Origin of the sequence: Flavobacterium olei (genome assembly GCF_039749035.1) — a bacterium.
GTDB lineage: Bacteria > Bacteroidota > Bacteroidia > Flavobacteriales > Flavobacteriaceae > Flavobacterium > Flavobacterium olei.
The window spans coordinates 689,301-711,829 of record NZ_JBDKWC010000001.1; the positions used below are offsets into that span (position 1 = coordinate 689,301).

Genomic DNA, 22,529 nt, shown 5'->3' on the forward strand with positions numbered 1-22,529 from the left:
CTGGTAATTTTATTTTCAAAAGAAAAAAGAGGCCTTTTTATGCCTCTTCTTTTTTTATGGTTGTACTGTTTCGCCTTCCCAATCCAGGATTCCTCCAAGCAGATTGTAGGCATTTTCGATACCCAGTTCGTTCATTACCTGACACGCTTTTGCGCTTCTGGCTCCGGAACGACAGTATACATAGTAATTTTTATTTTTATCTAATTCTTCAATTTCGTAAATAAATCCCTGTCCTTTATTGATATCAATATTTACAGCATTTTCAATATAGCCATCGTTAAATTCGTCCTGAGTTCTTACGTCAAGTATAACGGCATTTTCGTCAGCTTCTAACTGAGCAACCCAATCTTCTTGTGATAAATTCATAATAAAATGTGTTTTTGTAAAATTACGACGTTTCTACATATAAAAAACGTACCCAATGCGATTTCGATTATTATTCTCAGAAAACGTTTTAGAGAAACTATTATAATCAGTGAATTACAAATTTAGTTACTATTTTTAAAAATACAGCCTACAAAATCGATAGAAAATAGGATTTTTTCATTTGCATTAAACAGTTCTTAATTCTGTTTTTTTGACAATTAATCTTAATTCAAACCTTTATCTTTGCAATCAATTACGATTTTTAATTAGATTCTAATAAAATTTTCTGATGAAAATTGCAGCAATTTAAACCAAATAGTTTGTAAAAATTAGCTCATTTCAGATAAAACATAACTCATGCAACATTCATTAAAAACCATCTTTCCGCATTTCTCCAACGAGCTTATTTCAACAATTGAAGAAAACGGCACCTTGCAGGATTTTAACGTCGGAACTATTTTAATGCGTACTGGACAGTATATTAAAAATACAGTTTTAATTACAAAAGGCAAAATAAAAATATATCGCGAAGGAGAAGACGGCGGCGAATTTTTAATGTATTACTTACAGCCGGGTCAGGCCTGTGCTATTTCTATGATCTGTACTGCAAAAAGCGAAAAAAGTCAGATTATGGCAAAAGTGGTCGAGGATGTTACCGTAATGATGATTCCGCTGCAAATGATGGACAAATGGATGATGGAACACAGAAGCTGGTACGAATTTGTTATTGAAACCTATAGAAGCCGTTTTGAAGAAGTTCTGGAAATTGTAGACAATATCGCCTTCCGTTCTATGGACGAGCGTCTGGAATTTTATCTAAAAAGACATTCTGATGCCTGTGGCTGTTCTGAAGTTAACCTTTCACATCAGGAAATCGCGACCGAACTCAATACCTCGCGCGAAGTTATTTCGCGTTTACTCAAAAAAATGGAACAACGCGGTCTGGTTAAACTGAACAGAAACCAGATTGAATTATTGAAAAAATAGTCGCAATTCACACATTGATTTTCGAAAAATAAAAAAACAATTATTGGATTAGAGCAAAAAAACAAATCCCTTCTGTGATAAATGTTACTGTAGGTTTCTGCAGAACCAATCATCTTTGCATAAAAACAATTGCAATGGAATACGCAGGATATTTTGCTTCAATCATTATCGGAATTTCTCTTGGGTTAATTGGCGGCGGCGGTTCTATTCTGACGATTCCGATTTTGGTGTATTTGTTTAAAGTCAATCCCGATCAGGCCACTTCATATTCTTTATTTATTGTCGGATTAACAGCCATGTTTGGAAGTTACAGTCATTATAGAATGGGAAATCTGAAATTAAAATCGGCTTTGTATTTTGCCATTCCATCTATCATTTCAATTTTGATAATTCGCGAAGTAATATTTCCGCAGATTGCACAAACCCTTTTTTCGGTTGCTTCGTATTCTGTCTCAAAAGATTTTCTCATTATGATCATCTTTTCCGTTTTAATGATTACAGCAGCCATCTCTATGATCAAAAAAAGACCGGACGAACAGAAACCAACAGAAACCAATTATGTGCAATTGTGCTTCATCGGTTTTTTGGTCGGAATCGTAACAGGGTTTTTGGGTGCCGGCGGCGGGTTTCTTATCATTCCGGCCTTACTTTTCTTTGCCAATCTGCCCATGAAACAAGCAGTCGGGACTTCATTATTAATTATCACTATTAATTCAACAATAGGTTTTGCAGGCGATTTATACATTGGCACACCAATTCAGTATACTTTTCTGCTGAGTGTTTCTGTCATGGCATTAATCGGAATGTTTATTGGCAGCCGTCTTTCGAAGAAAATAGACGGAGCAAAATTAAAACCCGTTTTCGGCTGGTTTGTATTAATAATGGGATTCTATATTATCGCAAAAGAAATTTTGCTTTAAAACATAAGTGCTGTAGTGCACTTATTTTAATTGAGTTTTTACTTGTAGTGTGATCTTTGTCAAAATTAAAACTTTGACAAAGATCAAACTAAAACAGCCTTTAAATTTCTCCAAACCTGCCTTTATAACGCTCAAGCTCATTTTCTGTCCTGTTTAACAGTTTTTCTAATAAGCGAATTTTATCCTCATACAATTCTCTTAAAACAGAAGTATTATCGGCATTTATCAAAATGCTGCCGTTATTATTTCCGGTTATTTTATTGAAATTATTAAAATACCTGTCATAATCAAAACTAATAATATCTTCAACCCTGACGTCCAGAATACGTCCAATTTCAACCAGTTTCTCATAACTCAGAGACGTTTTTCCTTTTTCAATTTTACTGTAACCTGCCTGCGTTACACCTAACCTTTCTGCCATATATTCCTGAGTATAATTTTTTAACTCTCTAATGTTTCTAATTTTGTTTTTAATTGTTGCGGCCATAATTTTGATTTCTGATTTGGGGTCATGTATAGTTAAAACAGCCAGCCGTAAAAACGGCATAACTATACTTATTTTTGGGAATTTAGAGCTAAATCACATGGTGAAACTACGACTTAGCAATTGGTTAATTTTTTGTTTGGGTTATACTATAATTTGTACAAAACTTCGATTATGAAACGAATTCATAATGAGAAATGTCAAATTCTAACATCTTTTATTTTTAATAGTTGTCTCGCATTTATATTAAAAGAAAGCTTTAAGAAGTATTTGTCCCATGCCTACTAATGTACAATCTTTTAATTTGGCATTGGATTAATCTGACAAATATTTTTTAAAAATAAACCGATAAATCCGGCTTTATTATAAGCCTCCCTTTTAAGACAAGAATATACTAATCAGGGCAAAAACGCCGCAGCAAAAACGTATCCATATTAAAAAAATCAGATAGTAATAAAGAATAACGTGTACGGAAATTAAATCGCCGGTTTCCAAAAAATATTTTTTCTTTTTTTATAAGCAGCCCAGACAATTGACTGGGATCAAATTGGTACTGCCCGCTTTTAGATTTGTAGCAAAATCTAACCTTGTCGGCAAAAATTGTTAAGGACATAATAATTTAAGTAGGTAAAATGATTTAAGCTTTTGGTAAAAAACATTTCTAAGAATTCTAAGGATAAAAAATTCTTAGATAAGCAATATTAAGAATTAGCTGATTCTTTTTCCTACAATCAAAATTATAGAATATAACTATTGGTTGTAATTAAATCTTTAAACGAAGTTTATTTTATCAATTACTATTAAAATGTCCGCGTTAAGGAGAATACTCAGGGCGTTGCCTCCGGCCGGGCTATCCACTTGTATCTTTTTATTTTTTAAAGAAAAAAACAAAAAGGATACCGCTTCTATCCCTAACGCAAATTTGGGTCATAAAAAATTTCACTTTATAAATGAATGAACTGCCTCCAGATTTAGCTGGAGATAAACAAATATAGCTACAAAAGGCTTTAGTCAAACTTAGCTATCTTGGCTAAAGTCTCCTCTATATTAAAACAAAAGCCCCCAGCGAAAGCTGGAGGCAATTCAAAAGTTAATCTGTATCATTATCAGTCTGTGATAAAGTATAAAACTTTGTCAAAGGTTGAAACGTATAATTTCAATTTGTAAAAATTAGTGCAATCGTGACAAACAAATCAATGCTCTCCATACCCAATCTCATCCATTTTCCCATTAAAAACTCTGTACTGAATAATAAAATAAACAATTACCAAAGCCAAAGCCACAAAAAACCAGCTCATTCCCGCAGATAATCCGTATTCTCCGGCGGCAGTATTATAAATAGTCAGCGATGGATTCACTTTATTAGTCGATGGCAAAACATTCGGAAAAATAGAAACCGCTGTCGAAGCAAATCCTCCAACAAGAAAAAGAGTGGAGAATATAAAAGCCTGTCCGTCTTTTTTGAACGAACGAACTTTAAATAAACCTAAAATTCCAACAAAAGTCATAATCGGAAAAAACCAAAGAATTGGGTTTTCTATAAAATTATGAAACGGTTCCGGTTCAATAAAATGCCAGATTTGAAGCGAAATAATAACCAGAATTAATAACACAATATTCAGTTTAAAAACTAAATTTTTAAGCTTTTCGTTTAATGCCGAATTGGTTTTGTAAACAATCCAATTCGCACCGTGAATCATTAAAGCAACAACACTTACAATTCCCAAAAACAAAGTAAACCAATCGATAATCCCCAATTGATCTGCTTTTGGGCTAAAAGTCGGATTCCATAAAGGCAGAAAGAAAAAATGCGCTTCCTGTGTAGAAACTCCGTTTTCTACCATTCCCAGATTTACGCCGCGAACAATATTACCCAAAGCAATTCCGAAAAACAAAGCCAAAAGCAAACTCGCAATTCCAAAAGCTTTATCCCAAACGGCCTCCCACATCGGGTGATGAATTTGTCCGCGCATTTCTAAACCAATCGCACGGAAAATCAACAGCCATAAAATCATAATCAGAGGCAAATAAAATCCGCTGAAAGACGATGCATATAAAGTCGGGAAAGCAAAAAACAAAACGCCTCCCGCCGCAATTATCCAAACTTCATTGGCATCCCAAAACGGACCAATTGAGTTTGTAATGGCTTTTTTGTCTTTTTCTTCTTTAGCAAAAAACAAATGGATGATTCCTGCGCCAAAATCGTAACCGTCTAATACAATATAAACGGCCAGAATTCCCATTAAAACTACGTACCAAAAAAATTCCATAATTATATTTTTTCTGTTGAGAGTTCAACGTGATGAGGTCCTTTACCGATAATTTTTCCAATCAATAATAGAAATAACATTCCCAGTAAAAGATACAATCCGATAAAACCTAATAAAGTAAATAAGGTGTTTCCTGAAGAAACCGTTGGCGAAGCCCCGGCAGAAGTCCTCAAAAGATTATAAACCAGCCACGGTTGTCTTCCTAATTCGGCAGTGTACCAGCCTGTTGTATTGGCAATATACGGAAATGGCATCATGAACATGAGCGACCAGAGAATCCATTTGGTTTGAAATAATTTACCTCTTATTAATTGCAAGAGCGAAATCAGCATTAAACCAATAAAAACCGTTCCGAGTCCCACCATAATATGATACGCATAATACAATCCCGAAATATTGGTCGGATGCAGATCTTCTTCAAATTGATCTAAACCTTTTATTTCCTGATCCCAATTTCCGTAAGTCAGAAAACTCAGAATGTTTGGAACTGCAATTTTATTATCTAGTTTTTTGTCTTTTACATCGGGCTGACCAATTAAAACAATTTCTGATCCTCGCTTTTCTGTATGAAAAATTCCTTCCATTCCGGCAAAAGTTACGGGTTGATATTTCACGACATTTTTTGCCAGTAAATCACCGGTCGGAACTGCTACGATTACACTCGAAATCAATCCAAAAATGACTCCGGTTTTTAAAAATAATTTTCCGTAATAAATATTTTTCTGACTTAAAATGTAAAAAGCACCAATTCCCGCGACAACAAAAGAACTCGTAACCAAGGAAGCAGCCTGATTGTGCAAAAATGAAGGCCATAACCACGGATTTAAGAACAAAGCCTGAAAGTTCGTCAACACAAATTTTCCGTTTTCCAGAATTTCATAACCAACGGGATTCTGCATCCAGGAATGCGTGGCAATAATTAAAAAACCGCTCGCCCAGGAGCCAATACAAATCAGCAATCCGGTGACAAAGTGCCATTTATGTCCGAGGAGTTTTTCTCCAAATAAAAAGATTCCGAGAAAAGAAGATTCGAGAAAAAACGAAAACATTCCTTCCATTGCCAGCGTCTGGCCGATAATTCCTCCGGTTAACTCAGAGAATTTCGCCCAGTTGGTCCCAAACTGAAATTCCATCGGAATTCCTGTTACAACGCCCATTGCAAAATTCAGCGCGAAGATTTTCATCCAGAAATGCGTGGCGTGATTGTATTGTTCGTTTTTAGTTTTTAAATATTTCCACTTAAAGTACACTATGATGAGCGAAAGACCCATTGTAAGCTGCGGAAAAAGATAGTGAAAGGTAATGGTGAAGGCAAATTGCATTCGGTCATAAAAGAGCATTTCTTCCATAAGGTGGTATTTGTTTTATGAAGTTCTACAAATTTACCCATTAAAACCCGAAATACTGCCTTAACAAAGGAGTTTATTTTTAAAGTTTTGAACCATATAAGTTATTTTTAAACCATATAAGTGATGTAAGTTCATTTTAGTTTTTTTTGTGGCAAGTTTATCATTTCGACGAAGGAGAAATCTCCACGCGAAGCTCTCCAAAGATTGGATTATAGTTGCGGAGTACTTGCGGAGATTTCTCCTTCGTCGAAATGACAAACTATGTCTTATATTCTTTGTGTACCAATGGTTGAAACCATTGTCTATGTTTGATATTGTTTCTTTAATCGCCCGAGGTTTCAACCGTGGAAACATTAGCTAAACGTTGGGAGCTTTGACAAAGTTGGACACGATTTACCCCAAAACTAAAATGAACTTACATCACTTATAGGGTTTAAAAAAATCATTTCTCTAAAATTCCTTTTTCTACGCTATCGTTTATCAAACCTTCGGCATAATTCCAAATTGTTTTTGAACCTTCCTTAATGACACTTTTCTTTTCATAAACCTTATCATATTTCACTCCGAATTCTTTCCAGGTTCCGCCGTTATTTGAGGTATTCTGTAAAAGAGGTTCTAAGCGGTCCATTGATTTTGCGAATTTGGCTTCGCTTGTTTCACCGGCTTCAAATTCTTCCCAAATTGAAATAAATTCCTGCGCCTGTTTTTCTGGCAGCAGGCCAAAAATGCGATTTGCCGCAATTCGCTCCTCGTCGGTATTGGAATGGTTTTTTACGGTATCATACATAAAAACATCGCCCGCATCAATTTCTACAATATCATGAATCAAAACCATTTTAACAACTTTCAAAATATCAATTGGTTCATTACTATGCTCTGCCAGTACAATTGCCATTAAAGCAAGATGCCAGCTGTGTTCGGCGTCGTTTTCGCAGCGGTCACTATTAAAAAGTTTTGTTTTGCGCTGAATGTATTTAAGTTTATCGATTTCTTTTATAAAAGCAATCTGATTTAATAAATCTTGTGTCTTCATATTATTGTGGTTTGGAAATGACATCCGTCAGATGCAAAATTAAAGCTTAAAGTGCAATTGCTCCGCATTAAATTGGTTTAAATCATTTTTATGCTGACTGTTCCGTTTTTTTTTACACAAAAACCTAATTTCTGTAACATTAGTCACTCATTTTATTAAAAAACAAAGTTACCTTTGTATCCCATCATTTTACAATATCATGAAAATAGAACAAATTTACACCGGATGCCTGGCACAGGGTGCATATTATATTACTTCAAATGGCGAAGCGGCCATTATTGACCCGCTTAGAGAAACACAACCCTATTTGGACCGTTTAGAACGTGACGGCGTTACATTAAAGTACATTTTTGAAACTCATTTTCACGCTGATTTCGTTTCCGGACACGTAGATTTAAGCAAAGAAACCGGCGCATCAATTGTATACGGACCAAACGCTTCCTGCGAATTTGACTGCATTTCTGCTACAGACGGACAGGAATTTAAAATAGGAAACATTACTATAAAAGTTTTGCACACGCCGGGACATACAATGGAAAGCTCGACTTTTTTATTAATTGATGAAAACGGAAAAGATCATGCGATTTTCTCCGGAGACACTTTATTTATTGGAGATGTTGGCCGTCCCGATTTAGCTCAAAAAGCAGCCGGAATGACTCAGGATCAATTGGCAGGGATTTTATTTCATTCGTTAAGAGATAAAATTATGACTTTGGCCGATGACGTTATCGTTTATCCTGCACATGGAGCCGGAAGCGCCTGCGGAAAAAACATGAGTAAAGAAACCGTTTCTACAATCGGAAATCAGAAAGCTACAAATTATGCTTTGCGTGCAGATATGACCGAAGCCGAATTTATTAAAGAGGTAACAGAGGGACTATTACCTCCTCCAGCCTATTTCAGCATGAATGTAGCCATGAACAAACAAGGTTACGAAAGCTTTGAGACTGTTCTTCATAATGGAATGAAAGCAATAAATGTAAATGAATTTGAAGCTGTCGCTGAAGAAACCGGAGCTTTAATTCTCGATACCAGAAATGCTGCCGATTTTAGTAAAGGATTTATTCCGCAATCTATTAATATCGGAATCAATGGTGATTTTGCTCCCTGGGTTGGAACTTTAATTGCCAATGTAAAACAACCTATTATACTGGTTACCGAAACAGGAATGGAAGAAGAAACCGTTACGCGTTTAAGCCGGGTTGGTTTTGATTCTATTATAGGTCACCTTGAAGGCGGTTTTGAAGCGTGGAAAAATGCAGGTTACGAAATTGATACCGTGAACCGAATTACAGCCGCACAATTTGCAAAAGATTTTAAATTTGGGCAGGACAAAGTTGTAGACATCCGCAAAGAAACAGAATACGAAGCAGAACATATCGACGAAGCCTACAGCAAACCTTTGGCTTATATTAATGACTGGGTGGAAGATATTAATCCAAACGAACATTTTTATCTGCATTGCGCCGGAGGTTACAGAAGTATGATCGCCGCTTCGATTTTGCAGGCAAGAGGTTTTAGAAACTTCTCTGAAGTCGAAGGCGGTTTTGGAGCAATCTCCAAAACAGAAATCCCAAAATCTGATTTTGTTTGTCAGAGTAAAGTATTAAAATAAATTTTAAGCGACAAAGGTCAAAAGGTTCAAAGCGACAAAGGCTGTAACCTCTGCACCTTTGAATCTTTGGACCTTTCTAACTAAAAAAAATAAAAAAATGCTCGAAATAATCAAAGACCCCTGGCCTTGGTATGTTGCAGGTCCGTTAATTGGGTTAACCGTTCCTGTTTTATTAATAATCGGAAATAAATCTTTCGGAATCAGTTCGTCCCTGCGTCATATTTGTGCGGCTTGTATTCCGGCGAATATTTCATTTTTTAAATACGACTGGAAAAAAGAAAGCTGGAATTTATTCTTCGTTTTAGGTATTTTCATAGGCGGTTTTATTGCGGCATATTTTTTAACCAATCCGAACGATGTAACAATAGCACCGGAATTAGAAGCACAATTATCAACGTACGGAATCACAGATCATACTGGTTTAGTGCCGTCGCAATTGTTCTCCTGGGAAAGCTTATTAACACTTCGCGGATTCATTATGATTGTCGTGGGCGGATTTCTGGTAGGTTTCGGAACCCGTTATGCCGGCGGATGCACCAGTGGACATGCCATTATGGGATTATCTAACCTACAATGGCCGTCTTTAGTGGCAACAATCTGCTTTATGATTGGCGGATTCGTAATGGCACTTTTAATTCTGCCTCATATTCTTTCACTTTAAAATTTCAAAAATGAATACTTTAGAAAATAAAAATACAGACGGAGAAGGAATCAACGCAAGTCAGAAAAAAGAATCAGTATTTGGAAATATTAAATATCTGATCGTTGGCCTGTTTTTCGGCATTGTATTCGTAAAAGCAGAAATTATCAGCTGGTTCCGCATTCAGGAAATGTTCAATCTGCAGTCATTCTTTATGTACGGCGTTATTGGCTGCGCTGTTGTGGTAGGACTTATATCGGTACAATTAATCAAAAAATTCAACATAAAAACCCTTCAGGGCGAAAAAATTGAGATTCAGCCCAAAACATTTAACAAAGGACAAATCTACGGCGGATTATTATTCGGCTTCGGATGGGCAATTACAGGAGCTTGTCCAGGGCCGCTTTTTGCACAAATTGGCACCGGCGCCACAGTAATTATTATTACCCTGTTAAGCGCCATCGCCGGAACCTGGTTTTATGGGTTGATAAAAGACAAACTACCACATTAAGGTTTGAATATTTTTGTTTGATGTTTCAGGTTTCAAGTTTCAAGTCGTGAAACCTGAAACATGAAACTTCAAACTTCTAACCTGAAACAAAATAAATACCAACCTGGGCGTGCCACCATTTAAAAATTGGCCTAAAATACTTTGCGTTCATGGGGCCAATTTTTAAATGCTGTCGGGCTATCCACGCTGCTTCGGCAGCCTGCTTCTATCCCTCACGCGGGGAACGTTATAAAAGAAACTTTCATTATTAGCGTTATTTCTGCAATTTATAGTTCCTTATAAATAACCTTATTCGAAATATAATTATCAATAAATCAGGTAATTAAAATCTAAAAAACCTAACTTTACAGAGATTCTAATTACCTTCTCATCCACAGTTTAATTAAATTAACATATCTTTAACACAATACTTGTATATACAACTATCAAAAGTTATACATTTGTATATACAAATTATACACTTACGACTATGACAATTGAAGAGGTTATTAAGAGTACGGTTAAGATGGATAATGCAAAAAAAGTTATTCTGAATATCATGTACACTCAAAATGTGGTTCAGGATCATTTCAACGAATTGATAAAACCGTATGATTTGTCCGGAGAGCAATATAATGTGTTACGAATATTAAGAGGACAAAAAGGGAAACCGGCCAATATGTGCGTGATACAAGAACGAATGCTTGCAAAAACGAGTAATACAACACGACTGGTAGATAAATTATTATTGAAAGAATTTGTAACCAGAAATGTTTGTCCGGACAACCGAAGAAAGATTGAAGTTTTAATTACACAAAAAGGATTAGATGTTTTAAAAGATCTGGATCCGAAAGTAGACGAACATGAACGTATGTTTGGCAACAATTTAAAACCAGACGAATTAGCTTTATTAAATCAATTACTAGAAAAATTCAGAACCAATAAATAAATTAAATACTATGAGCAATTTCTTAGAAAATCAAAATTGGAGATATGCAACCAAACAATTTGATGCTTCAAAAAAGATATCAGACGCTGATCTTAATACTTTAAAAGAGGCAGTGAGATTAAGCGCTTCGTCATACGGATTGCAGCCTTATAAAGTTATTATTGTTGAAACTCCCGAAATAAGAGAGCAACTAAAAGCAGCAGCATGGGGACAAGCGCAATTAACAGATGCCTCTCACCTGTTTATTTTTGCAAACGATCTAAATCTTGATGCCACATCTGTTGATAAATACATTAACAATATAAGTGCCGTAAGAGGCGTTCCTGCAGATGCTTTAGGTGGATTCAGCGATATGATGAAAGGTGTAATTGCCAATTTATCTGCAGATGCAAAACATATCTGGACTGCAAAACAAACTTATTTAGCTCTTGGAAACTTATTAAATGCAGCAGCAGAATTAAAAATTGATGCTACACCAATGGAAGGTTTCAATGCCGCAACTTTCAACGAAATCTTAGGTTTTGATAAATTGGGTTTAAATGCTTCAGTAATTGCAACAGTGGGTTACAGACATAATGATGACAAATCTCAACATCTTAAAAAAGTGAGAAAATCACACGAAGAATTATTTATCACTCTATAATTATTATTAATCAAATTCAAATTTAATTTAACAAACATGAAAAATTTAAAAACAATTGCAATAGCATTATTCGTAGCAGCAGCTGGAATCTCAGTAAACGCTCAAACTAAAAAAATCGACGTAAAAGCGTCTACTATCAAATGGGTTGGTAAAAAAGTAACAGGAGAACACTCTGGAACTGTTAACTTTAAAGATGGTGCTGTAGTTTTCAAAGGAAAAAAATTAGTTGGAGGAAGCTTTACAGTTGATATGACTTCTTTAACTTCTACAGACTTAACAGGAGAATACCAAGGGAAATTAAACGGTCACTTAAAAGCTGACGATTTCTTTGGAACTGAGAAATTCCCAACTTCAAAATTAGTTTTCAAAACTATCGGTGCAAAATCTGCTGATGTTTATACTGTAACTGCAGATTTAACAATCAAAGGAATCACTAAACCAGTAACTTTTGACGTAACGGTAAAAGGAAACACTGCTACAACTGCTTTCAAAGTTGACAGAACGAAATATGATATTAAATACGGTTCTGGTAGTTTCTTCGAAGGTTTAGGAGACAAAACGATCAACGACGAATTCGAATTGGCTGTAGCTTTAAAATTCTAATTTCAGACTTACTAATTCAAATATTATTAACCCCGACGGTTCTCACTGCCGGGGTTATTTTTTTATCTGTACTTTTCAAAAACATAACATTCATAACATTATAGTAACAGATTGGTAATAAGTATCAGGGCTTTGATTAACATACGCCTTCTAATTTTGAGGAAATAAAAAAAATCAAAAACTAGAAATTAAAATTATAGTTATGAAATCAAAATTACGTATTGCCTCTATCTTATTCACAATCAGCTTTTTTATACACGCACAACAACAGCCAAAAGGAATTATCGGAACTTCAAACTGGATGAACAACTGGACCAACTTCAAACCAGCCACGACGGAGTATAATGAAGCAACCAATATAATTGCCGGAACAATCGATAAAGACACCCGATTATTAAAACGTAATACCTACCATCTTGTTGGTGTCGTGTACGTTACCAATAACGCCACCTTGACCATTGAACCGGGAACTGTAATTCGCGGTGACGATAAAACTTGCGGAACTTTGGTAATTACAAACGGGGCAAAAATTATGGCAGAAGGGCTGGAAACAGATCCCATTGTTTTTACCTCAGAAAATGAAAAAAACAATAGAAAACCCGGTGACTGGGGTGGTATTATTATCTTAGGAAAGGCACCTATTAATGCTTTGGGGGGAATCCACACACTGCCTTTCGATTTAGATCCGGGCTTAAATCATTATGGAGGTCAGGATGCCGAAGATAATGCAGGAATCTTAAAATATGTGCGTATCGAGTATGCCGGAAGAAAATTAAGTGCTTCTAAAGAACTTAACGGACTTTCTCTTGCGGGCGTTGGAAGAAAAACGACGGTAAGCAATGTCCAGATCAGTTTCTCTAACGATGACTCTTTTGAATGTTACGGCGGAGATTTAAACATGAGCAATTTAATTTCATACAGAACAACAGACGATGATTTCGATTTTACTCAGGGAGCGCAAATTAATATCAGCAACAGTATTGCTGTCCGCCATCCTTTCTCTTCGGATGTTTCGGGCTCAAGATGTTTTGAAGTCGATTCATACGAAAAAGTTGCCAATACCGATATGACAAAAAAAATGACTAAAATTAATGCAAGCAATATTACTTTGGTAAATCTTGAAGAAAACAATCAGGGTTTGGTTAGGGAATCTGCTTATATTAAGGAAAACACCTATTTCCATATGACAAATACCGTGGTTTCAGGCTTTGCTCCTTTTGTTTTACTGGAAGGAAATATTGGCAACGGTGATGCTAACTTATCTAAAATCAGTTTTAAAAATGTTATCGCAAATAATTGCACCGGCGAAATTGAAAGTGAAGCTGCAAGCAATATTCCCGGTATAAAAAGCTATTACAGCAACCCGGCAAACGGAATAGAATTTACTAAAATTAAACTGAGTGAGCTGTTTACACTTCCAAGCATCAAAGGAAATCCGGATTTCAGATTAAACGTAAACAATACAATAGCTATTGGAAATTAAGGCTTTGACATGAGCATCAGTATTGATATTTAACAAATTTTCTAAAATCGAAAAGATTTTTTTCTAAATTTATAGATCTCAATTCAAATTACATTTATATATTTGCCATAACAAAATAAGATATGAATACAATTTTAAACAATACTTGGTGGTGGAACAATTTACGTCAGACGTCGTGAACAAAGCTTCCTATGGTATTTTAAAACTATAAATATAAAAGGCTTGTCATCACGACAAGCCTTTTTTTTTGGTTAAAATTTAAATAAACAACAAACTAAATAAATCCAATTACTTTGAAACCTTTTATTCTAAATACGCATTACAAACAAATTCTTGCCGATACGGTTACTCCGGTAAGTATTTATTTCAAAATCAGAGATAAATTCCCAAATAGTTTATTACTTGAAAGTAGTGATTATCATGGAAATGACAATAGTTTCTCGTACATCTGCTGCAACCCAATTGCGACTATTAAAATCGAAAACGAGATAATTTCTAAAACTTTTCCGGACGGTACATCAGAGAAAATCAATATTGATTCTTCAACAAATATTCCTCAGGTCATTCAGGAATTTTCAGGTCAGTTTCAATCTGAAAAAAATGATTTTAAGTTTATAAATAATGGACTTTTCGGATACATTTCTTATGATGCGGTTCGTTATTTTGAAAAAGTTTCTATTGCAAAAAAAGACAATACAACTTCAATCCCGGATGCTTTTTATGCTGTTTATCAAAATATAATTGCGATCAATCACTTTAAAAACGAAGCGTATATTTTTTGTCACAGCGTTGACGGAAAAAATAATATTGCAGAAATAGAACAATTACTGCAATCCAGAAATATTGCTTCCTATAAATTTTCTAAGGAAGGAGAAGGTTTCTCTAATTTAACAGATGAAGAATTTAAAGCAAATGTAGCGCTGGCAAAAAAACACTGTTTCCGCGGAGATGTTTTTCAGCTTGTACTTTCACGCCGTTTTACTCAAGGTTTTAAAGGTGATGAATTTAATGTTTACAGAGCTTTAAGAAGCATTAACCCCTCACCTTATTTGTTCTTTTTTGACTACGGAGACTTTAAAATATTTGGTTCTTCACCAGAAGCACAAATTATTGTAAAAAACAGAAAAGCAGAAATTCATCCGATCGCCGGAACTTTTAAAAGAACCGGAAATGACGAACAAGATGCTGTTTTGGCCAAACAACTTTCTGAAGATAAAAAAGAAAACAGCGAACATGTAATGCTGGTAGATTTGGCAAGAAATGATTTAAGCAGAAACGGACACGATGTAAATGTGGAAAAATACAGAGAAGTGCAGTTTTTTTCTCATGTAATTCACTTGGTTTCAAAAGTTACGGGACATCTACATGATAAAGCAACAACGATGCAGGTGGTTGCTGACACTTTCCCCGCAGGAACCTTGAGTGGTGCGCCAAAACACAGAGCCATGCAATTAATTGAAGATTTCGAAAAAACAAACCGCAATTTTTACGGTGGCGCAATCGGATTTATGGATTTTAAAGGCAATTTTAACCACGCAATTATGATTCGAACCTTTCTTTCTAAAAACCATCAATTACATTGTCAGGCTGGTGCCGGAATTGTAGCAAGTTCAGATGAAGAAAGCGAAATGCAGGAAGTTTACAATAAGCTGAGAGCTTTAAATACAGCTTTAGAAATTGCAGAAAAAATATAGCTTTTTGTTTCAGGTTTCACGTTGGTTGGAACGCAAAGCAAACTTGAAACTTTAAGCCTGAAAAAAATAAAACAAAACTTATAAATCATGAAAAAAGGAATATTCATTTTACTTTTAATAACAGCCATTTCATCCTGTAATTCAGAAAAAAGGAATTTTATAGAAGGAACCTGACGGCTTATCTCAGCAGAAACAACGGAAGGTGATTCGACTTTCCCGACTTTCAATAAAAATACTAAGATGATTAAAATTATAAATGAGAGTCATTTTGCATTTTTCAATCATGATTTAAAAAACGGCAAAGATTCAGCAAGTGCAGTGTTCTTTGGCGGAGGTGGAAAATATACTTTGAAAGACAGTATTTATACCGAGAATCTGGAGTATTTTAATAACCGCGACTGGGAAAACCATAAATTTGAATTTGTAGTGAAAGTTCAGAACGACACTTTGATTCAAAGAGGAATTGAAAGAATACAAAAATTAGGAATAGACCGTGTTATAATAGAAAAATACGTTCGTGAAAAATAAGAACATTTTGTTTCAAGTTTAAAGTTTCACGTTGGAGGAACTTGAAACTAAAAAAACTTGAAACCTGAAACAAAAATAAAAATGAAAAAAATATTAGTTATAGACAATTACGATAGTTTTACTTACAATTTAGTACACTATTTAGAAGATTTAAACTGCGAAGTTACCGTTTACAGAAACGACGAATTTGATATTGATGAAATCGCTTCTTTTGACAAAATTTTACTTTCTCCGGGTCCCGGAATTCCTGATGAAGCAGGTTTATTAAAAGCGGTAATCGAAAAATACAGTCCGACCAAAAGTATACTTGGAGTTTGTCTGGGACAACAGGCAATCGGAGAAGTATTTGGCGGAACACTTTCTAATCTTGACAAGGTTTACCACGGCGTTGCAACCCATGTAAAAACAGTTGTAGACGACGAAATCTTATTTGAAGGTTTAGGCAAAGAATTTGAAGTCGGGAGATACCACTCATGGGTTGTCGACACCAATCTTCCAGACGAATTAGAAGCAACATCTTTTGACGAAAACGGACAAGTAATGTCTCTTCGCCATAAAAATTATGATGTCAGAGGTGTTCAGTTTCATCCGGAAAGTGTTTTGACACCAAACGGTAAAAAAATGCTTGAGAATTGGGTTAAGAGTTAGTTTTTTTGTTTCAAGTTTCAAGTTTCAGGTTGTACTTTCCAACAACTAGAAGTCTTAAACTTAAAACATCTTAGCACCTCAGAACCTTAGCAACTTAGAAACTTAAAAAATGAAAACAATATTAAATAAATTAATCAATCACGAAGTGCTTTCTAAAGAAGAAGCCAAAACGGTTTTGATTAATATTTCAACTGGTCAGTACAATCCGAGTCAGATTTCGGCATTTTTGACCGTGTTTATGATGCGAAGCATTACCATTGATGAACTTTCAGGTTTTCGCGAAGCTTTATTAGAATTATGCGTTCGTGTAGATCTATCGGCTTACAATACCATCGATTTATGCGGAACAGGCGGCGACGGAAAAGATACTTTCAATATTTCGACCTTGGCTTCTTTTGTCTCGGCGGGTGCCGGAATAAAAGTTGCCAAACACGGAAATTACGGAGTTTCTTCTATTTCGGGATCAAGTAATGTGATGGAAAAAATGGGAATTAAATTTAGTAACGATCCGTCATTTTTAGAAAAATGTATCGATCAGGCAGGAATTTGCGTTCTGCATGCTCCATTATTTCACCCGGCAATGAAAAATGTTGGTCCAATTCGTAAAGAGTTAGCAGTAAAAACATTCTTTAATATGTTGGGGCCAATGGTAAACCCAGCATTCCCACAGAATCAGTTAGTCGGCGTCTTCAACTTAGAACTGGCGAGAATGTACGCTTATTTATATCAAAACACCAATACCAATTTCACGATCCTGCATTCGCTTGACGGTTATGACGAAATTTCATTAACAGGTCCGACAAAAACAATTTCGAATCATATGGAAAGAATGCTCAATCCGGAAGATTTTGGCGTTAGTCTTTTATCTCAAACAGAAATTGAAGGGGGAAAAACTATCGAAGAATCTGCAGAAATTTTTACCACAATTATTTCAGGAAAAGGAAATGAAGCGCAAAATAATGTAGTTTGTGCCAACGCGGCAATGGCAATTTCTACCGTTACAAAATGTTCTCCAAAAGAAGGTTTTGAATTGGCAAAAGAAAGTTTATTTTCCGGAAAAGGATTGAAAGCATTAAATAGATTGAAAGAATTAAGTTTGTAAAATTTTGTTTCAGGTTTCAAGTTGTTTTGAACGTTCTACAACTTGAAACCTGAAACCTGAAACAAATAAAAAAATGAACATCTTAGATAAAATAATAATAGACAAAAAAAGAGAAGTTATTCTTAAGAAATCGATTATTCCGGTTTCCCAGTTAGAAGCTTCGGTATTTTTTGGAAAACAAACTATTTCATTAAGTCAGAATTTAAGAAATAGCAATTCAGGAATTATTGCAGAGCACAAACGAAGATCACCTTCCAAATCAATCATCAACAATAATTTTACAGTTGAAGAGGTAGTAAAAGGATATGAAACTGCCGGTGCGTGCGGAATTTCGGTTTTAACCGACGGAAAATATTTTGGCGGATCTCTGGATGATTTACTTCTGGCCAGAGCTTCTGTAAATATTCCGCTTCTGCGAAAGGAATTTATTGTAGACGAATATCAGATTCTCGAAGCCAAAGCTCACGGAGCCGATTTGATTTTATTGATTGCAGCAGTTTTAACAAAGGAAGAAATTAAATCTTTATCTGAGTTTGCGAAAAAACTAAATTTAGAAGTTTTGCTTGAAGTTCACAATCTGGAAGAGCTTGAAAAATCCATAATGCCAACTTTAGATATGATTGGCGTTAACAACCGAAACCTAAAAACATTCGAAGTCAGTTTAGATTTCAGCAAAGAACTGGCATCGAAAATTCCGGATGAATTTGTAAAAGTTTCAGAAAGCGGAATCTCAAATATAGAAGCTATCCACGAATTAAAACCATACGGTTACAAAGGTTTCTTAATTGGAGAAAACTTCATGAAAACGGATAATGCCGGTCAGGCCGCAACTGAATTTATTAAAAAGCTTTAGGCTTTAAGCAATAAACTTTAAAAACAGTAAAAAAACAAATAGTAAAAAAGCTTAAAGCCTATTGCTTAAAGCATAAAGCATTAAAATAATGAAACTCAAAATATGCGGCATGAAAAATCCTGAAAATATCCTCGAAGTAGGCGCACTCCTACCCGATTATATGGGATTTATTTTCTGGGAAAAGTCCGCGAGATATTGCAACGGGAATATTCCCGAACTAATTAAAACAATTAAAAAGGTTGGCGTTTTTGTCGACCAGAGTCAGGAGGAAATTCTCGGAAAAGTAGAAGAACACAATTTGCAAGCCGTTCAGTTACACGGACAGGAAACGGTTGAATTTTGTGCAGAATTAAAAACCAAACTACCTAAAAAAACTGAAATAATTAAAGTATTTTCGGCTGATGAGAATTTTGATTTTGAAGTCATTAAACCCTTTGAAGAAGTCTGTGATTATTTTCTGTTTGATACCAAAGGTAAATTACCTGGCGGAAACGGTACAACATTCGACTGGAGTATCTTAAAAAAATACAATTCAAAAAAGCCGTTCTTTTTAAGCGGAGGCATCGGAATGAACGAATTAAAAGCCATTGAAGAAATTTCGAAAACAAAATTACCCCTGTATGCAGTCGATGTAAACAGTAAATTTGAAATGGAACCGGGGCTAAAAAATAAAAATCTATTAAGCAATTTCAAACGCAGATTTGATATTGTAAACATTTAAACTTTTAATAAAATGAGTTTTAACGTCAACGAAAAAGGATATTACGGAGAATTTGGAGGAGCTTATATTCCGGAAATGCTATATCCGAATGTAGAAGAATTACGTCAGAAATATCTAAGCATAATGGATGAACCGGATTTTAAAGCAGAGTTCAACCAATTGCTTAAGGATTATGTCGGCCGCCCAAGTCCGTTGTATTTTGCAAAGCGTTTATCTGAAAAATACAATACCAAAGTCTATCTAAAAAGAGAAGATTTAAACCATACCGGAGCGCATAAAGTAAACAATACGATCGGGCAAATTTTGCTGGCAAAACGTTTGGGTAAAAAAAGAATTATTGCCGAAACCGGAGCGGGACAGCACGGAGTTGCCACTGCAACGGTTTGTGCCCTAATGGGAATTGACTGTATCGTTTACATGGGCGAAATTGACATTGCACGTCAGGCGCCAAACGTGGCTCGTATGAAAATGCTTGGCGCAGAAGTACGTCCGGCACTTTCAGGTTCAAGAACCTTAAAAGATGCAACAAATGAGGCTATTCGCGACTGGATTAATAATCCGGTAGACACGCATTATATTATAGGTTCTGCAATTGGACCGCACCCTTATCCAGATATGGTAACACGTTTTCAGAGCATCATTTCTGAAGAAATTAAGTGGCAGTTAAAAGAAAAAGAAGGTCGTGAAAACCCGGATTATGTTGTGGCCTGTATCGGTGGAGGAAGCAATGCTGCCGGAACCTACTATCATTTTCTGCACGAACCGGAAGTAGGAATTATAGCTGTAGAAGCGGCGGGAAAAGGTGTAGACAGCGGACACAGCGCGGCAACGAGTAAATTAGGAAAAGTGGGTATTATTCATGGCTGCAAAACTCTTTTAATGCAAACTCTTGATGGACAAATTACAGAACCATATTCTATATCTGCAGGATTGGATTATCCCGGAGTTGGTCCTTTACATGCGCATCTGGCAAAAAGCGGCAGAGGCGAATTTTTCTCGGTAACCGATGATGATGCTATGAATGCAGGTCTTCAGTTAACAAAATTAGAAGGTATTATTCCAGCTATAGAAAGTGCACACGCTTTTGCAGTTTTAGACCAGAAAAAATTTAAGCCGACAGATGTTGTTGTAATTAGTCTTTCGGGTCGCGGCGATAAAGATTTAGATAATTACATTGAATACTTTAAATTGTAATAAAAATCATAATTTTGGCGTTGTCGCTTTTGCGATATGGAGTTTATCCTTACAGCTAAAAATTAACGGGAAATATTAATCATTATGGAAAAGTTATTCTCTTACGGAACATTACGATCAAAAGAAATTCAAATGCAGATTTTTAATAAAGTTTTAAGCGGAACTCAGGATCAAATTTTGGGTTACAAACTTAAAAGTTTACAAATAGAAGAAGAATTTGGAATGGCAGATTATGTAGTTGCAGTGCCAAGCGAAAATCTGGAAGACAATATACATGGAGTCGTTTTTGATGTTTCTAATACCGAATTATTAAAAGTAGACCAGTTCGAATCCAATTCATACAAAAGAGTTCAGGTTAAATTACGATCCGGAATAACGGCCTGGGTTTACACTGAAAATTAATAATCCAAAGTCTTTTAGTAAAAGACACTTCGACAAATTAAAGTGATTTCAAAGATTTTTTTTTCGAAATATCGGAGAATGCTTTTATCTATAAAAAAATAAATACCTACAAGGTTTTGGAAACCTCGCAGGAGAAAAAATATAAAAAATGAACAGAATAACTCAGAAATTACAAGAAGATAAAAAAATACTTTCCATCTATTTTTCTGCAGGATATCCAAACTTAAATGATACGGTGCAGATGATTCAGGATTTGGAAAAAAACGGAGTCGATTTAATTGAAATCGGACTTCCGTTTAGTGATCCTTTAGCGGACGGACCTACAATTCAGGCGAGTTCTACAACGGCATTAAAAAACGGAATGACCACGCAACTTCTTTTTGACCAGCTGAAGAATATCCGCGAAAGCGTAAAAATTCCTTTGATTATTATGGGATATTTTAATCCGATGCTGCAATACGGAGTTGAAGCTTTCTGTAAAAAATGCGCCGAAATTGGTATCGACGGATTAATCATTCCGGATCTTCCGGTTGATGTTTACGCAGATGAATATAAAGCGATTTTTGAAAAATACGGTTTAATTAACGTCTTTTTGATAACACCACAAACCTCAGATGAACGTATTCGTTTTATTGACAGCGTTTCAAACGGATTTATTTATATGGTGAGTTCTGCAAGTGTTACGGGTTCTCAATCTGGATTTGGAGACACGCAGGAAAGTTATTTTGAAAGAATTTCGCAAATGAATTTGAAAAACCCTCAAATTATTGGTTTCGGAATTTCAAATAAAGAAACATTTAATCAGGCAACGAAATTTGCAAAAGGCGCAATTATCGGAAGCGCTTTTATCAAACATTTAAGTGAAAGCGGAAGTGGGAAAATTGCTGAATTTATTGGAGGAATTCGATAGATTTTTAATTTGTTTTATTTCTTATCTTTGAATAAAAATATAATAGAATGGATTTAGAAGCTCGCAAAATATCTTTTGTTCAGGAGTTCTTAAGACTGGAAAATGAAGAAATTGTAACCAAACTGGAAAATTTACTTCACGAAAAAAAAGTAGAATTGACAGATTTAGAGATGAGGCCAATAACTATTGATCAGTTTAATAGTGAAATTGATCAATCACTTAATGATGCGGCTCACGGAAGAGTTGTATCTGCTAAGGATCTAAAATCGAGAATACAAAAATGGGACTAACAATTTATTGGACCCAATTTGCTCAAAATAAACTTGAAGATATTTTTGAATATTACAAATTTAAAACAGGTATAAGAGTTGCACAGGTACTTGTTGATGGTATCGTTAATTCCTCCCTTACTCTGGAATTCAATGCATTTGGCGGTCAGATAGAAGAACTTTTGTCAGATAGAATTCAAGATTTCAGATATTTGGTTTTTAAAAATTACAAAATTATCTACTGGATTGATGAAACCCGAAATACTGTTTTTATATCGAACATTTTTGATACTAGGCAAAATCCTGAAAAACTTAAATTAGGAAAATAATTAAAACATACTCTTAAACAAAGCTGAAACAATAACTGTTTCAGCTT

General features: G+C 35.2%; 25 protein-coding genes. 20 read left to right on the plus strand and 5 right to left on the minus strand.

The window, feature by feature from the left end; translation table 11 throughout:
- Window positions 1-54: 54 nt before the first annotated feature.
- A complete protein-coding gene (locus ABEB31_RS02905) occupies window positions 55-366 on the minus strand; it encodes a rhodanese-like domain-containing protein (protein ID WP_347049841.1) in 312 nt (103 codons plus the stop codon).
- A 357-nt stretch (window positions 367-723) separates the two neighbouring features.
- Between ABEB31_RS02905 and ABEB31_RS02910 the strand changes: the two genes are divergently transcribed.
- Both ABEB31_RS02910 and ABEB31_RS02915 read left to right on the plus strand, forming a co-directional pair.
- On the plus strand, window positions 724-1,353 hold the full coding sequence (locus ABEB31_RS02910) for a Crp/Fnr family transcriptional regulator (protein ID WP_347049842.1): 630 nt from the start codon (window positions 724-726) through the stop codon (window positions 1,351-1,353).
- A 134-nt stretch (window positions 1,354-1,487) separates the two neighbouring features.
- Complete coding sequence (locus ABEB31_RS02915; RefSeq protein ID WP_347049843.1) at window positions 1,488-2,273, plus strand: sulfite exporter TauE/SafE family protein; 786 nt, start codon at window positions 1,488-1,490, stop codon at window positions 2,271-2,273.
- A 100-nt stretch (window positions 2,274-2,373) separates the two neighbouring features.
- Here ABEB31_RS02915 and ABEB31_RS02920 read toward each other — a convergent pair whose 3' ends face one another.
- The 4 genes from ABEB31_RS02920 to ABEB31_RS02935 all read right to left on the minus strand — a co-directional run bounded on the left by ABEB31_RS02920 (window position 2,374) and on the right by ABEB31_RS02935 (window position 7,409).
- Complete coding sequence (locus tag ABEB31_RS02920) at window positions 2,374-2,820, minus strand: helix-turn-helix transcriptional regulator (RefSeq protein WP_347049844.1); 447 nt, start codon at window positions 2,818-2,820, stop codon at window positions 2,374-2,376.
- A 1,130-nt stretch (window positions 2,821-3,950) separates the two neighbouring features.
- Complete coding sequence (gene cydB / locus ABEB31_RS02925) at window positions 3,951-5,027, minus strand: cytochrome d ubiquinol oxidase subunit II (RefSeq protein WP_347049845.1); 1,077 nt, start codon at window positions 5,025-5,027, stop codon at window positions 3,951-3,953.
- A gap of 2 nt (window positions 5,028-5,029) precedes the next feature.
- Window positions 5,030-6,376 (minus strand): cytochrome ubiquinol oxidase subunit I, encoded by a 1,347-nt coding sequence (locus tag ABEB31_RS02930; RefSeq protein WP_347049846.1) that lies wholly within the window; start codon window positions 6,374-6,376, stop codon window positions 5,030-5,032.
- Window positions 6,377-6,818: 442 nt separating this feature from the next.
- Complete coding sequence (locus ABEB31_RS02935; protein ID WP_347049847.1) at window positions 6,819-7,409, minus strand: HD domain-containing protein; 591 nt, start codon at window positions 7,407-7,409, stop codon at window positions 6,819-6,821.
- Window positions 7,410-7,608: 199 nt separating this feature from the next.
- On the opposite strand from ABEB31_RS02935, the gene ABEB31_RS02940 reads away from it, so the two are divergent.
- The 18 genes from ABEB31_RS02940 to ABEB31_RS03025 all read left to right on the plus strand — a co-directional run bounded on the left by ABEB31_RS02940 (window position 7,609) and on the right by ABEB31_RS03025 (window position 22,482).
- The gene (locus tag ABEB31_RS02940; protein ID WP_347049848.1) at window positions 7,609-9,024 is read left to right on the plus strand and encodes an MBL fold metallo-hydrolase; all 1,416 of its coding nucleotides are present in this window, start codon (window positions 7,609-7,611) and stop codon (window positions 9,022-9,024) included.
- A 97-nt stretch (window positions 9,025-9,121) separates the two neighbouring features.
- Window positions 9,122-9,685 (plus strand): YeeE/YedE family protein, encoded by a 564-nt coding sequence (locus ABEB31_RS02945; RefSeq protein ID WP_347049849.1) that lies wholly within the window; start codon window positions 9,122-9,124, stop codon window positions 9,683-9,685.
- Between the two features lie 10 nt (window positions 9,686-9,695).
- Window positions 9,696-10,175: a DUF6691 family protein gene (locus ABEB31_RS02950; protein WP_347049850.1), complete on the plus strand. Its 480-nt coding sequence runs from the start codon at window positions 9,696-9,698 to the stop codon at window positions 10,173-10,175.
- Window positions 10,176-10,644: 469 nt separating this feature from the next.
- The gene (locus ABEB31_RS02955; protein WP_347049851.1) at window positions 10,645-11,103 is read left to right on the plus strand and encodes a MarR family winged helix-turn-helix transcriptional regulator; all 459 of its coding nucleotides are present in this window, start codon (window positions 10,645-10,647) and stop codon (window positions 11,101-11,103) included.
- Window positions 11,104-11,113: 10 nt separating this feature from the next.
- Window positions 11,114-11,746, plus strand: a complete 633-nt coding sequence (locus ABEB31_RS02960) for an NAD(P)H-dependent oxidoreductase (protein WP_347049852.1) — start codon at window positions 11,114-11,116, stop codon at window positions 11,744-11,746.
- Between the two features lie 36 nt (window positions 11,747-11,782).
- The gene (locus ABEB31_RS02965) at window positions 11,783-12,349 is read left to right on the plus strand and encodes a YceI family protein (RefSeq protein ID WP_347049853.1); all 567 of its coding nucleotides are present in this window, start codon (window positions 11,783-11,785) and stop codon (window positions 12,347-12,349) included.
- A gap of 202 nt (window positions 12,350-12,551) precedes the next feature.
- On the plus strand, window positions 12,552-13,832 hold the full coding sequence (locus tag ABEB31_RS02970) for a hypothetical protein (RefSeq protein WP_347049854.1): 1,281 nt from the start codon (window positions 12,552-12,554) through the stop codon (window positions 13,830-13,832).
- Between the two features lie 293 nt (window positions 13,833-14,125).
- A complete protein-coding gene (locus ABEB31_RS02975; protein ID WP_347049855.1) occupies window positions 14,126-15,526 on the plus strand; it encodes an anthranilate synthase component I family protein in 1,401 nt (466 codons plus the stop codon).
- A gap of 240 nt (window positions 15,527-15,766) precedes the next feature.
- Entirely contained in the window at window positions 15,767-16,054 is a 288-nt protein-coding gene (locus tag ABEB31_RS02980) for a hypothetical protein (RefSeq protein ID WP_347049856.1), read from the plus strand.
- A gap of 81 nt (window positions 16,055-16,135) precedes the next feature.
- The gene (locus ABEB31_RS02985; RefSeq protein WP_347049857.1) at window positions 16,136-16,702 is read left to right on the plus strand and encodes an anthranilate synthase component II; all 567 of its coding nucleotides are present in this window, start codon (window positions 16,136-16,138) and stop codon (window positions 16,700-16,702) included.
- A gap of 109 nt (window positions 16,703-16,811) precedes the next feature.
- Complete coding sequence (gene trpD, locus ABEB31_RS02990) at window positions 16,812-17,804, plus strand: anthranilate phosphoribosyltransferase (RefSeq protein WP_347049858.1); 993 nt, start codon at window positions 16,812-16,814, stop codon at window positions 17,802-17,804.
- A 73-nt stretch (window positions 17,805-17,877) separates the two neighbouring features.
- Window positions 17,878-18,657 carry an indole-3-glycerol phosphate synthase TrpC gene (trpC, locus tag ABEB31_RS02995; RefSeq protein WP_347049859.1) on the plus strand — a complete coding sequence of 260 codons (780 nt, stop codon included), beginning with the start codon at window positions 17,878-17,880 and terminating at the stop codon, window positions 18,655-18,657.
- Window positions 18,658-18,745: 88 nt separating this feature from the next.
- Complete coding sequence (locus tag ABEB31_RS03000; protein WP_488168025.1) at window positions 18,746-19,378, plus strand: phosphoribosylanthranilate isomerase; 633 nt, start codon at window positions 18,746-18,748, stop codon at window positions 19,376-19,378.
- 12 nt (window positions 19,379-19,390) lie between these two features.
- Window positions 19,391-20,572, plus strand: coding sequence for a tryptophan synthase subunit beta (gene trpB, locus ABEB31_RS03005; RefSeq protein ID WP_347049861.1), 1,182 nt, complete (start codon window positions 19,391-19,393; stop codon window positions 20,570-20,572).
- Between the two features lie 84 nt (window positions 20,573-20,656).
- Window positions 20,657-20,974 carry a gamma-glutamylcyclotransferase family protein gene (locus tag ABEB31_RS03010; protein WP_347049862.1) on the plus strand — a complete coding sequence of 106 codons (318 nt, stop codon included), beginning with the start codon at window positions 20,657-20,659 and terminating at the stop codon, window positions 20,972-20,974.
- A gap of 148 nt (window positions 20,975-21,122) precedes the next feature.
- Window positions 21,123-21,884: a tryptophan synthase subunit alpha gene (gene trpA, locus ABEB31_RS03015; RefSeq protein WP_347049863.1), complete on the plus strand. Its 762-nt coding sequence runs from the start codon at window positions 21,123-21,125 to the stop codon at window positions 21,882-21,884.
- A 47-nt stretch (window positions 21,885-21,931) separates the two neighbouring features.
- Entirely contained in the window at window positions 21,932-22,174 is a 243-nt protein-coding gene (locus tag ABEB31_RS03020) for a hypothetical protein (protein WP_347049864.1), read from the plus strand.
- Window positions 22,165-22,482 carry a type II toxin-antitoxin system RelE/ParE family toxin gene (locus tag ABEB31_RS03025; RefSeq protein ID WP_347049865.1) on the plus strand — a complete coding sequence of 106 codons (318 nt, stop codon included), beginning with the start codon at window positions 22,165-22,167 and terminating at the stop codon, window positions 22,480-22,482. The genes ABEB31_RS03020 and ABEB31_RS03025 overlap by 10 nt, the downstream gene beginning before the upstream one ends.
- Window positions 22,483-22,529 lie beyond the last annotated feature (47 nt).